9 protein-coding genes are annotated in these 11,293 nt (G+C 44.6%); 7 read left to right on the top strand and 2 right to left on the bottom strand.

Annotation, left to right across the window (positions count from 1 at the left end):
• On the bottom strand, positions 1–806 hold an 806-nt coding region (locus tag B3V51_RS06455; protein WP_349676139.1), incomplete at its 3' end, for a peroxidase family protein.
• Between the two features lie 766 nt (positions 807–1,572).
• Here B3V51_RS06455 and B3V51_RS06450 point away from each other — a divergent pair.
• From B3V51_RS06450 to B3V51_RS06430, 5 genes are all read left to right on the top strand, one after another.
• The gene (locus B3V51_RS06450) at positions 1,573–3,180 is read left to right on the top strand and encodes an AmpG family muropeptide MFS transporter (RefSeq protein ID WP_286708134.1); all 1,608 of its coding nucleotides are present in this window, start codon (positions 1,573–1,575) and stop codon (positions 3,178–3,180) included.
• A gap of 48 nt (positions 3,181–3,228) precedes the next feature.
• Positions 3,229–4,101, top strand: a complete 873-nt coding sequence (gene prmC, locus B3V51_RS06445) for a peptide chain release factor N(5)-glutamine methyltransferase (protein WP_186474653.1) — start codon at positions 3,229–3,231, stop codon at positions 4,099–4,101.
• Positions 4,102–4,146: 45 nt separating this feature from the next.
• On the top strand, positions 4,147–4,938 hold the full coding sequence (locus B3V51_RS06440; protein WP_286708133.1) for a HesA/MoeB/ThiF family protein: 792 nt from the start codon (positions 4,147–4,149) through the stop codon (positions 4,936–4,938).
• A gap of 81 nt (positions 4,939–5,019) precedes the next feature.
• Positions 5,020–6,363: an ABC1 kinase family protein gene (locus B3V51_RS06435; protein WP_286708132.1), complete on the top strand. Its 1,344-nt coding sequence runs from the start codon at positions 5,020–5,022 to the stop codon at positions 6,361–6,363.
• Between the two features lie 126 nt (positions 6,364–6,489).
• Complete coding sequence (locus B3V51_RS06430; protein ID WP_286708131.1) at positions 6,490–7,746, top strand: YbfB/YjiJ family MFS transporter; 1,257 nt, start codon at positions 6,490–6,492, stop codon at positions 7,744–7,746.
• A 22-nt stretch (positions 7,747–7,768) separates the two neighbouring features.
• On the opposite strand, the gene B3V51_RS06425 is transcribed toward B3V51_RS06430, so the two are convergent.
• Complete coding sequence (locus B3V51_RS06425; protein ID WP_286708130.1) at positions 7,769–8,257, bottom strand: Lrp/AsnC family transcriptional regulator; 489 nt, start codon at positions 8,255–8,257, stop codon at positions 7,769–7,771.
• A gap of 221 nt (positions 8,258–8,478) precedes the next feature.
• Between B3V51_RS06425 and leuA the strand changes: the two genes are divergently transcribed.
• Entirely contained in the window at positions 8,479–10,263 is a 1,785-nt protein-coding gene (leuA, locus tag B3V51_RS06420) for a 2-isopropylmalate synthase (RefSeq protein ID WP_286708129.1), read from the top strand.
• Between the two features lie 279 nt (positions 10,264–10,542).
• Positions 10,543–11,163: a hypothetical protein gene (locus tag B3V51_RS06415; protein ID WP_071001442.1), complete on the top strand. Its 621-nt coding sequence runs from the start codon at positions 10,543–10,545 to the stop codon at positions 11,161–11,163.
• Positions 11,164–11,293 lie beyond the last annotated feature (130 nt).

The following is an 11,293-nucleotide window of genomic DNA, read 5'->3' as shown; positions in this document are numbered from 1 at the left end:
TCGCCATTACCGTGACACTTACCAACGGTATGACCACCCGCGGTCAAAGCAACCGTTTCTTCATCATTCATTGACATACGCGCAAACGTCGTACGCATATCTTGAGCGGTTTTCAATGGGTCAGGGTTACCATCGACGCCCTCAGGGTTGACATAGATTAAGCCCATTTGTACCGCTGCTAGTGGGTTTTCGAGGGATGCACGGTCTTTATCGCTATCGTAACGGTTTTCGGTCGGTGCCAGCCATTCGCGTTCAGAACCCCAGTAGATGTCTTTTTCTGGATGCCAAATATCAGCACGACCACCAGCAAAGCCTAGCGTTTTAAAGCCCATAGACTCATAAGCCATGTTGCCTGCCAAAATCATCAAATCAGCCCATGACAGTTTGTTGCCGTACTTTTTCTTGATGGGCCATAGTAGGCGGCGCGCTTTGTCTAGGTTGGCGTTGTCCGGCCAGCTATTTAGTGGCGCAAAGCGTTGATTACCAGTATTAGAACCGCCGCGACCATCGGCACCGCGATATGTACCTGCTGAATGCCACGCCATACGAATCATCAAGCCACCATAATGACCCCAATCTGCTGGCCACCACTCTTGTGATTCGGTCATGAGGCTTTTCAAATCGGTTTTGACCGCTTCTAAATCAAGTTGTTTGAACGCTTCAGCATAATCAAAGTCTGCTCCCATTGGATCAGTCTTTTTGTCTTGCTGATGCAATATGTCTAGGTTTAAGCTATTCGGCCACCAGTCAGTCACAGCAGAGGCGGTGGTAGTATGCGCTTGATGCATGACGGGACAGCCGCCCATGCTAGGACGCTGCGGTGCGTGTGTTTGATCAACGTTTTCACTATGAATCGTCGGTCCCTTATCATCACCTTGATCATAAGTTGTATTGGTTGCGGTATCGCTGTTACCTTGGTGGTTTATCGGGCAACCAGCGGTATCTTGCGTGGTGTTTTTGTCGGTTGGGGTGTTGGTTGAATCGGACATGGTAAAACTCCTAGGCTATGGTAATAGAAAGAACAAACCGTCAATTAAGATAATCATTGTTGATATAGAGAGCATAACGAAGTGCTTTTCATTTATAAAACTAATATATAAAAATTATATGTTTTAAATTATTAATCATTAATTCTTGGTGTAGTACCTCATCCAGCTTGCTATTAACGCCATTGCTCTTGCTACTAGGTGGGACAGTAATAAGCCGATCAAGTTTGTATTGAGCCTACCTCTATCTATATATTGCCGATAAATGAAAGCGTTGTTAGACATCTTTGATGAGAGTAAGTAGTAAGAAAACTAAGGACTGGTTTAACCATAGTGAAAGATTGCTATAATCTTCGTTACTGCAGCGAAATATAAGCCGTTATGAAAGTGCCAGAATCAATGAGTTAATGCAAAAACATCTAGTCAAGGTAGCGGTTCTCAAGTACCATAACTGAATTTTGTTGTAATAAACGCATTGGTGCAACGTAAAGCAATTTTTATCGATCTTTTTATGGATAACTGATTCTAAAGATTGATAAAAATTGTGCGCAGTTGTGTTATTTGTCTCAATTGTTGGTGAGTTATTATGTCTGCTGTCAAATCTGTACCACCCAAACCTCCCATCGCCAAAAAATCATGGGGCGAGGCGGCGAAAGCCTATCTGGATCGGCGTGCTATGATCATGCTGTTTTTGGGTTTTGCAGCTGGTATTCCTATTTTGCTTATTTTCTCCAGCTTGTCGTTATGGCTTCGTGAGGCGGGATTTGATCGCAGTGTGGTGACGACCTTTAGTTGGGCGGCATTGGGGTATTCGTTCAAGTTCATTTGGGCGCCCCTAGTAGATGCGGTGCCGCTACCGATATTGACTAGATTACTGGGCCGCCGTCGTAGCTGGATTTTGATTGCACAGCTCTTAATTATTTTGGCGATTTATATGATGGCCAGCATCAACCCGACGGATGAGAGCAGTTTGCACTATATGGCCATGGCAGCCGTGCTATTGGGCTTTTCGTCCGCCACGCAAGATATCGTGGTCGATGCCTATCGTATTGAGCTTGCCCCTGCGAGTTTTCAGTCAGTATTGTCGGCAATGTATACCGCAGGCTACCGTTTAGGGATGATTTTTGCAGGCGCAGGTGCGCTCTATTTAGCAGATTATTTTGGTTCGACCGAAGAGCTTTATAGTTACGAAGCGTGGCGCAACACCTACTGGATCATGGCAGCGGTGATGGGCGTAGGTGTGGTGACCACGTTGATAATTCGGGAGCCTGTGAGCGAGCAGATACGTATTGATCGTCCCGCCTCTGACTATGCCCGTTTGGTATTGGTATTTGTATTGTCGGTCGCCGCTTTTATCATCGCTTTTGTCAACGTTGGTGCGTTACTGCCAGAGACAGACAGTGTGATGTTTGCTTTTTTACTTGAAGTTGTCCATCTATTAACCAGCTTACTGGTGGCATCGGTTGTGGGTTACCTGTCTGTCAAAGTAGGCGTGGTCAAACAAGAAATGGCTTATACCACTTGGGTTGAACCAGTCGTTGATTTTTTCCGTCGTTATGGCAAAAAAGCATTATTGCTACTGGCCTTGATTGGGTTATACCGGATTTCTGATATCGTCGCAGGGGTCATCTCGAACGTCTTTTATCAAGACATGGGGTTCAGTAAAACGGATATTGCCAATGCAGTGAAACTGGTTGGTGTCATTATGGTCATTGCGGGTGGCTTTTTGGGTGGTATTTTGGCTCAAAAACTGCGTATGATGCAGGCGATGATGGTCGGTGCCATCTTGGCTTGTGTGACGAATTTATTATTTGTCCTGCTCACTTATCATCCTGGTAGCTTGCCGCATATGTACGTGGCAGTGATTTTTGATAATCTAGCGGCAGGCCTTGCCAGCGCTGTATTCATTGCGTTCTTGTCTGCCTTGACCTCGATTCGTTTTACCGCGGTACAGTATGCTATTTTCTCCTCATTAATGACGTTGCTACCTAAGGTGATGGGTGGCTACTCTGGGGCTATCGTTGACAATATGGGCTATCCGTTTTTCTTTATTTTCACCTTTGCGATTGGTATGCCAATTTTGATCTTAATCTACTTGGTCGATAAACACATTGTGATTGGTGATAATGACAAATTAACAAAGGCAAATCCAAACCTGACCGATACCAATGAGCCACCGCGCGCGTCAGAGTAGCATTGGCAGTACTTTTATCTTTATTTACGATATCTTTAAGAGTGACTTATGACCGCATTGACCATTCGTCAAATAAAGCAGCAAATTGGTCAACTGACGAATGGTGAGACAAATCGTCAGATACCATCGTTTTGGCCAACAGATTGGCTGCTATATGTTATTGATAAACCTTCACTATTTTTGATTACTGGCGAAGATTATCAGCTGACAGAAAGTGAGCAAAGGCGGTTTTATACTGGTATGGTTAAGATGCAAGAAGGGACGCCGCTCGCTTATTTGACGGGTCAGCAGGAGTTTTGGTCGCTGAATTTTGTGGTCAATGAGCACACCTTGATTCCCAGACCAGATACCGAGGTATTGGTCGAGCAAGTATTGAATTGGATCAATGCTCAGCCAGTATCTAATCGTCATAAGCGCTTACTTGATTTGGGTACAGGCTCAGGTTGTATTGCTGTCAGTCTCGCTCATGAATTAAAAAAAGACAATTGGCAAGTGGTCGCCGTTGATTTGTCGCTTGAGGCGCTCGATATTGCTCGGCATAATGCGGATTTTAATGGTGTCACTAATATTGAATTTATCCAAAGCAGTTGGTATCAAGCGCTATCTACTGATGACGAATGTCGGTTTGATGTGATTGTCTCAAATCCGCCTTATATTGATGAGGCAGACGAGCATTTGGCGGGACTAACCGCTGAACCGATCAGTGCGCTCAGTGCACCCAATCATGGTTTGGCTGATATCGAGCATATTGTCCAGCAGGCACCGTCTTATTTGTGCAAAAAAGGACTGCTGGCTATCGAGCATGGCCATGACCAAGGGGTTGCGGTTCGACAGCTGTTTTTAGACAGCGGCTTTGAGTCAGTACACACGGTACAAGATTACGGTGGTAATGATCGTGTCACAGTAGGACAATATCCATAAATAGGCTTTATGGATAGACATTTTTAATTATAGGTTGCAAAAAATATGGCAGACGATTTGGCACAGCTATCTGATGATGAGCTGCTCCGTTATGCACGGCAAATACTACTCGACGGTTGGGATATGGATGCTCAGCTGCGATTAAAGTCAGCACGCGTGGTGATAATAGGCGCAGGCGGCCTTGGTTGTCCAGCGTCTGAGACACTGGTGCGTGCAGGGGTTTGTTATGTGCATCTGATCGATGATGATGCGATCGAAGCGAGTAACCTGCAACGGCAAACGCTGTTTTTGCCAGAAGATATCGGTCAGTCCAAAGCGCTGACAGCAGCGGCTATGCTGGCACGCATCAACCCTTTGATAGAAGCTTACGGCACCGTGGCGCGGTTAGATGAAGATAATGCTTATGAGTTGCTCAATCTAGCCTCTGGTAAGCCAGACTTATTACTAGACTGTACGGATAATTTTGCGACTCGTGACGTCATCAATCGCATTAGCGTCCATTATCGGATTCCATTATTATCTGCCTCGGCAATTGCGATGCAAGGGCAGCTGGCGCTGTTTGAGCCACATCTGGACACAGGTTGCTATCATTGCGTGTTTGGCGCGCTTATGCATGATGAGGTTGCTGATGAGCGTACCTGTGCCAATTCAGGTGTGCTTGCGAGCACCACTGCGGTTATGGGTAACCTGCAAGCCAATACCGCCTTGCAATATTTGGGATTAACCAAAAATCCACTGACAAATAAACTGCTTATATGGGATGGTAGGCAGATGCAGCAGCGGCTGATGGGTTATAGAAAAGATCCAGAATGCCCAGTCTGTAGCAGCCCTGATTGAATACTATGTCTTTGATATATTTTTAGTCTATTTTCGAAATTATCTATTTTCAAATCCTTTCTATTACCATAGTTGTTTTTTATGAAAATTCATCGTCCGCATTTGTTAAAGCATACCTTTAATGTCGTCAACCGTGTTCGCCAAACCGCGAGTGTCGCAGGCTTATCTGCGCTAAGAGTGGCAAAAGGGGAAAAACCTGATGCAATGCTACTCAAAGAAACCTTTGAGCAGTTAGGCACGACTTATATCAAAATCGGTCAGTTTATCGCCAGTACACCCTCGCTGTTTCCACGTGATTATGTTACTGCTTTCCAGAGCTGCTTGGATCAAACCACGCCATTATCTTATGCTTATATCGAGCAGGTGCTAAAAGAAGAGCTGGCGACTGATGGTATGAGTCTTGATGATAAGTTTGCGCATATTGACTCAGAGCCGCTAGCATCAGCCTCTATCGCTCAGGTTCATGCTGCCCGTTTGCATAATGGTGATGAAGTGGTGCTAAAGGTACAAAAGCCTGGCGTCGAAACCATCATGCAGACCGATTTGGGCGTATTGCATGGCGTGACCAAGCTGCTTGAAATAGTGATGCCATCGATGAAGTTCGCAAGTATCGCGCCAATTATCGATGAGATTCGCCTGCGTATGCTTGCCGAGACGGATTTTATCGCTGAAGCACAAAACATCCGCGATTTTCAGCAGTTCTTAGCCGTCTCAGGTAATACTCGGGTAGTGGCACCAACAGTGTATGACGATCTGACCACCAAGCGTGTATTGACGATGAGCCGCCTATATGGGGTTTCTATGGTTGATGAGTCACTCATGCGTCAGTATTGCAGCGATCCTGCGCAAATCATGGCAGATACATTAAACACCTGGTTTGCCAGTCTTATGCTGTGCAATAGTTTTCATGCTGACCTGCATGCGGGTAACTTGATGCTATTAACCGATGGACGTATTGGTTTCTTAGACTTTGGTATTGTCGGTAAACTCAAAGCCGAGAGCTGGCGTGCGTGCATGGGTATGATGCAAGCGATGCAAGACAGTGACTATCAAGCGATGGCACGTCATATGATTGACATGGAAATGACGCATGGTGGCAATAAAGTTGATGTGGTTGCATTAGGTAACGATCTAGAGCGCATGATGATAACGATCATGGCAGAAGATAAGACCTTTACCAGCGGTGTGCCTTTTAACAGTAAAGAGCAGGCCGACGAGCTCAATAAAATGATGCTTGAGATTGTCGAAGTTGGCAAACGTCATGGTATCCATTTTCCACGCGACTTTGCTTTATTGACCAAGCAGATGTTATATTTTGATCGGTTTATGCGTACGCTAGCCCCTGACATGGATATGTTTAGCGATCAGCGTGTACAAATGCTAGGACAGGATACGATAGGGACAACCACGTTAGATGTATTGTAGGGTTTGTTTTTATTTTATGATGTCCCAATAGTACCAATAACTGTTTGAATCCTACTTATTTTACTATTGCTTTTAATTATCTAACACAAAGAATTGTGTGCTAATTGCCACAAAAATGGCGCTGTCATGATGACTGCTATTAAAAGCCGTGTCGCTCCTACCATCACCAATGAAGCGGCCATTGCCTGTATCGGTATGTACTGTTTGGCAGTTGTCATGGGCTATGGACGCTTTCTCTTTACCGCCACTCTACCTGATATTATGGTGCAATTGTCACTATCAACGACGATTGCTGGCTGGCTAGCATCAATCAACTATATCGGTTATTTTATCGGCGCCCTCATTGCTATGTTTGTGCCTCAGCGTGCGACATGGCAGGCGATGACGCTTTGGGCAATAATCAGTGTTGTCACAACAATGCTACTCGTTATACCAAATATGTCGCTCACGTTATGGTATATCATTCGCCTAATCGCAGGCATTGCAAGCGGGGTAGCGATGATATTGAGCTCATCGTTTGTGATTCAAAACCTGAGCCCCGAACGTCGTTCTGTACTCTCGGCCGTACATTATGCAGGCATTGGCGTTGGTATTAGTGCTTCTGCCATTGTGACGTGGTGGCTTCTAACATTGGGCTATCATTTTGATGTGATTTGGCTGGTTGCAGGCTGCACCAGTTTACCGCTGATATGGCTCCTCTACGCGATAAAACCCAAACCAGTAGATAGTTCAGTATCACAGCGGACCGACTATGATCAGCACGTGTCCGTTTATCAGAGCTATTTAAACTTCAAACGCTCTTTATATGAAGCGCTTGCTGGACACCATAAAGCGCTTGCTTTACTTTTTATGAGTTATATATTGGCAGGATTTGGCTATATCAGCTCAGCAACTTTCCTGCCTGTTATGGCAGCGCAGCGCTTAACGACACAGACCTATGCTGGGTTGATGATTTGGTTGGTGGTTGGTATTTTTGCGATGCTATCAAACCCGTTATGGGGCGCGCTTGCCAAACGTATCGGTGAGGTAAAAACCCTAATTGGTCTCACGATATTACAAGCGTTTGGCATGTGTTTGCCTATATGGTTTGATGGTGCGCTTGGATTATACGCCAATGCAGCGATATTGGGATTGACCTTTGTCGGTATGGTGGCGATGACCCTCACGTTGTTTAAAAACATCAATCCTGCTTATTCTAATTTACTGATTGCATTGGCGACGCTCGCCTATGCGCTAGGGCAGTTCTTGGGACCTTTGGTGACGGTAGCATTGGCAGGAGAGGATGGCAATTTCAATGCAGGGTTACTGGTCGCTGCTATTGGATTGATGATTGGACTGATTTTGATAATAATGTTTCGTAGACAGTCACCAACGCTCGCTTAGCATTTTTAACGCCATGAACGCTCTATACGATGCTACGGCTGAATACCTCTCGCAGCTCAAAACTGGTATGTACTTGAGCAACGCCTTCAATACGATTGAGGCGATGCAATAAAAACTCCTCATAATGTGCCATATCGCGTACTCTCACCTTAATAAGATAGTCTTCTGTACGTCCTGTGACAATACTACAGCTCACGACTTCCTCAAAACTCTGAACGCTACGCTCAAAGTGTTCGAAACGCTCAGCCGTATGACGATCCATACTGACGGCGATAAACACGGCAAGCGGATAGCCCAGTTTTTGCGCATCGGTTTTGGTATGGTAGCCTGTAATGATATTAGCGTCTTCTAAGCGTTTAATACGGCGGGCACAAGGGGTGGCAGAGAGATTGACACGCTCAGCAAGCTCCGTGATACTCATACGTGCCTGCGTCTGTAACAAGCGCAATAATTGCTTATCGATGTCATCTATATCTATTGTGCCCATACTTCTAAAATGACTTTCTGGCATTTTTAGCGCCTCGATAGTGAATTTAGTTGATTGTAACTACTAAATTGGGTTTTTTCACTAAAATCATAGAAAATAAAGTAAAAAATAGCAGGTTTCTATTCGCTAAACTTTGCTATTATTATGGTGTAACTACTCGTTATCTCGTATGATAAATACAATTCTAAACAACAGCTAATCCTCTAGCTAAACATACAAATAACCATATCATCTAAGGATTGATTATGTCTGACCAAACCACGCCTACGGCAGTCGCAAAGACTGCAAAGATTACACCGAAAAATGCCGTTTTTGACTTCCGTAAATACCGTCCATTTGCCTTTGCGCCATCGCTGCCAGATCGTACGTGGCCGAGCAAAACAATTGAGAAGTCGCCGATATGGGCAAGTGTGGATCTGCGTGATGGTAACCAAGCACTGATTGATCCAATGACCATTGAACAAAAAATGCGCTTTTTTAAGACCTTAGTAGAGGTGGGTTTTAAAGAGATTGAGATTGGTTTTCCATCAGCGGCGCAGGTTGAATTTGACTTTACCCGTAAACTTATCGAAGAAAACCATGTGCCTGATGATGTGACGCTACAAGTATTGGTACAGGCGCGCGAGCATTTGATCGCCCGTACTTTTGAATCGCTAAAAGGCGTCAAACGCGCCGTCGTCCATGTCTACAACTCAACCAGCCGTGTGCAACGCGAAAAAGTCTACGCCAAAAACAAAGACGAAATTAAAGAAATTGCTATCACTGGCGCCAAATTATTGAAAGAGTATGCGGCCAAATACCCTGAGACTGAGTGGGTGTTTCAGTACTCGCCAGAGAGCTTTAGTCAAACAGAGACTGAGTACGCAGTAGAGGTTTGTGATGCGGTTTGTGATGTGTGGCAGCCACAACAAGGCCAAGAGGTGATTTTTAACTTGCCAGCGACTGTTGAAGCCTCTATGCCGAATGTCTTTGCGGATCAAGTAGAGTATTTCTGCCGCAATCTTCCTCAGCGTGAGCATGTCATTATTAGTCTTCATACTCATAATGACCGTGGCTGTGCTGTAGCCGCGGCCGAATTGGGTGTTTTGGCAGGTGCAGATCGTATCGAGGGCACGTTGCTTGGTAATGGCGAGCGTACAGGTAACATGGACATTATGGTCATGGCCATGAACTTGTTTAGCCAAGGTATCGATCCCGAGCTTGATTTTAGCAACATGAGTGAAATCGTACAGGTTGTGAGCGAGTGCAATAACTTACCGCTACACCCGCGCCATCCTTATGTGGGTGAATTGGTCTTTACCGCCTTTAGCGGCTCACATCAAGATGCCATTAAGAAGTCACTCGACTACAATGAAAATCATCAGAGCGAAACGGACAACGTGTGGGATGTGGCATATTTGCCAATTGATCCTGCGCACATTGGTCGTAGCTATCAAGATGTAGTACGTATCAATAGTCAGTCGGGCAAAGGTGGTGTTGCGTATATCTTGCAGCGTAATTATGGCTTTAACCTACCACGTTGGATGCAGATTGACTTTAGCCGTGTGGTACAAAAGCAAGCGGAAGCGGTTGCCCGTGAATTACAAAATGATGAAATTTTACAAACCTTTGAGGATACCTACTTGCAGCAAGGTAAGTTTGAGTTACTAGATTATAGTGTCAGTAACAAAGGCGGTGAGGTGTATTTCAGCGGCCAAGTCCAGATGAATAACGACACCATTGATATCGATGGTACGGGTAATGGTCCATTATCATCGTTTATCGACGGTCTTGCACAGCATACGGGTAAATCATTGCATATTATTAACTATGCAGAGCATGCCATTAACCCGCATCATAATAGTGGTAACGGTATCGATGATGATACCAATAGTGATAATAAAACGAATGCAAATGCCGCCGCTTATATTCAGCTGAATGTAGATGGCGAAGTGTACTCTGGCATCGGTACATGTAGTAGCACGGTCTCAGCCATGCTAAAAGGGGCGTTATCAGCCTTTGCTCAAGCATTGAGTGTAGCAGCTGCTTAGTATTAGATAACTATATCGTAATACTTTACTGGTCTTGATTTCATAAATATATAACACCGTAGCTCTTTGTACTCAACAAGCAAAGCTACGGTGTCATTTTTTTATGAGTAGAAAGCGACTAGATTATCGGGCATTATCTTACTTCAACGTCACTACTGACTAAGGTTTTGCTTATCGTTTGGATTAAGGTATTTTGCCCAATAGCATAATGTTACTTGTGTTTTTGGTGTCTACGACTTACGCTAATGTATATAAAATATTATAAATAAAAGGTTAATCATGGAACCTATATCATTTGCTTCATTTACATTGGCATCTATTCTGGCTTCATTGCCAGTGAATGGTGAGACAGTTACTGAGCCGACAATCACTACGCATATTAGTCCAGCCATTACAGGACAGTGGGAGATAGATTTAAACAGTTCTATCACCATGACCAAAGACGCGAAAGCTCAGCAAGCGGCATCATCGAATAGTCTGCAAAAAAACAGTTCAGAGCCTAAGGTGGTAGCTGATATGGACGGTGGCATAATCACTCAAAGTGAAGCGCGCATCGTGAACGCTGACCCAACAAGCCGCAAAAACTTAATGGCATCCGTAAATAAGTCAAACCAATGCCGTGAGCTATATAATTTTGGCGCGGACAATGAGATGTGGGCGGTCAGTGGCAAAGAGTGGACATACGGTCGCTATCTAGTCACACACCGCGAAGAAGGCCTGCCCGTCATCGCTATCAAGACGATTTATGATAATAACGAAGTAGACTGCTCAGGCAACCAAGTGGATCAAAGTGACGAAGCGTTGATTGCGTTTTTATACCATGATGGCAATCAGATGCAGTGGTGTGCTGATCCTGACGGTACAGAGTGCTTTATGACTTTTAATAGAGTATTGCCATAATAAGTGGCTTGTATCATATTGCACGAGTTATTCGACATCTACTAAGCATAAAAAAGCCGCTATATCGATAGCGGCTTTTTTTGTGGAAATTGATTTTTATGGGAAATGACTACTGTCCCAGTCAGTACGA

The sequence above is a fragment of the Psychrobacter sp. UBA2514 genome (assembly GCF_002341255.1).
In the GTDB taxonomy this organism is placed as follows: domain Bacteria; phylum Pseudomonadota; class Gammaproteobacteria; order Pseudomonadales; family Moraxellaceae; genus Psychrobacter; species Psychrobacter pacificensis.
Note: the sequence above shows the minus strand (reverse complement) of the source record. Positions and strands in the feature narration are given on the sequence as shown.

What these genes read in the sequence shown, in the direction of transcription:
- B3V51_RS06425 (WP_286708130.1), bottom strand. Translation starts at nt 8,257, where the DNA reads ATGCCAGAAAGTCATTTTAGAAGTATGGGCACAATAGATATAGATGAC.
- B3V51_RS06440 (WP_286708133.1), top strand. Translation starts at nt 4,147, where the DNA reads ATGGCAGACGATTTGGCACAGCTATCTGATGATGAGCTGCTCCGTTAT.
- B3V51_RS06430 (WP_286708131.1), top strand. Translation starts at nt 6,490, where the DNA reads ATGATGACTGCTATTAAAAGCCGTGTCGCTCCTACCATCACCAATGAA.
- B3V51_RS06435 (WP_286708132.1), top strand. Translation starts at nt 5,020, where the DNA reads ATGAAAATTCATCGTCCGCATTTGTTAAAGCATACCTTTAATGTCGTC.
- prmC (WP_186474653.1), top strand. Translation starts at nt 3,229, where the DNA reads ATGACCGCATTGACCATTCGTCAAATAAAGCAGCAAATTGGTCAACTG.
- B3V51_RS06450 (WP_286708134.1), top strand. Translation starts at nt 1,573, where the DNA reads ATGTCTGCTGTCAAATCTGTACCACCCAAACCTCCCATCGCCAAAAAA.
- B3V51_RS06415 (WP_071001442.1), top strand. Translation starts at nt 10,543, where the DNA reads ATGGAACCTATATCATTTGCTTCATTTACATTGGCATCTATTCTGGCT.
- leuA (WP_286708129.1), top strand. Translation starts at nt 8,479, where the DNA reads ATGTCTGACCAAACCACGCCTACGGCAGTCGCAAAGACTGCAAAGATT.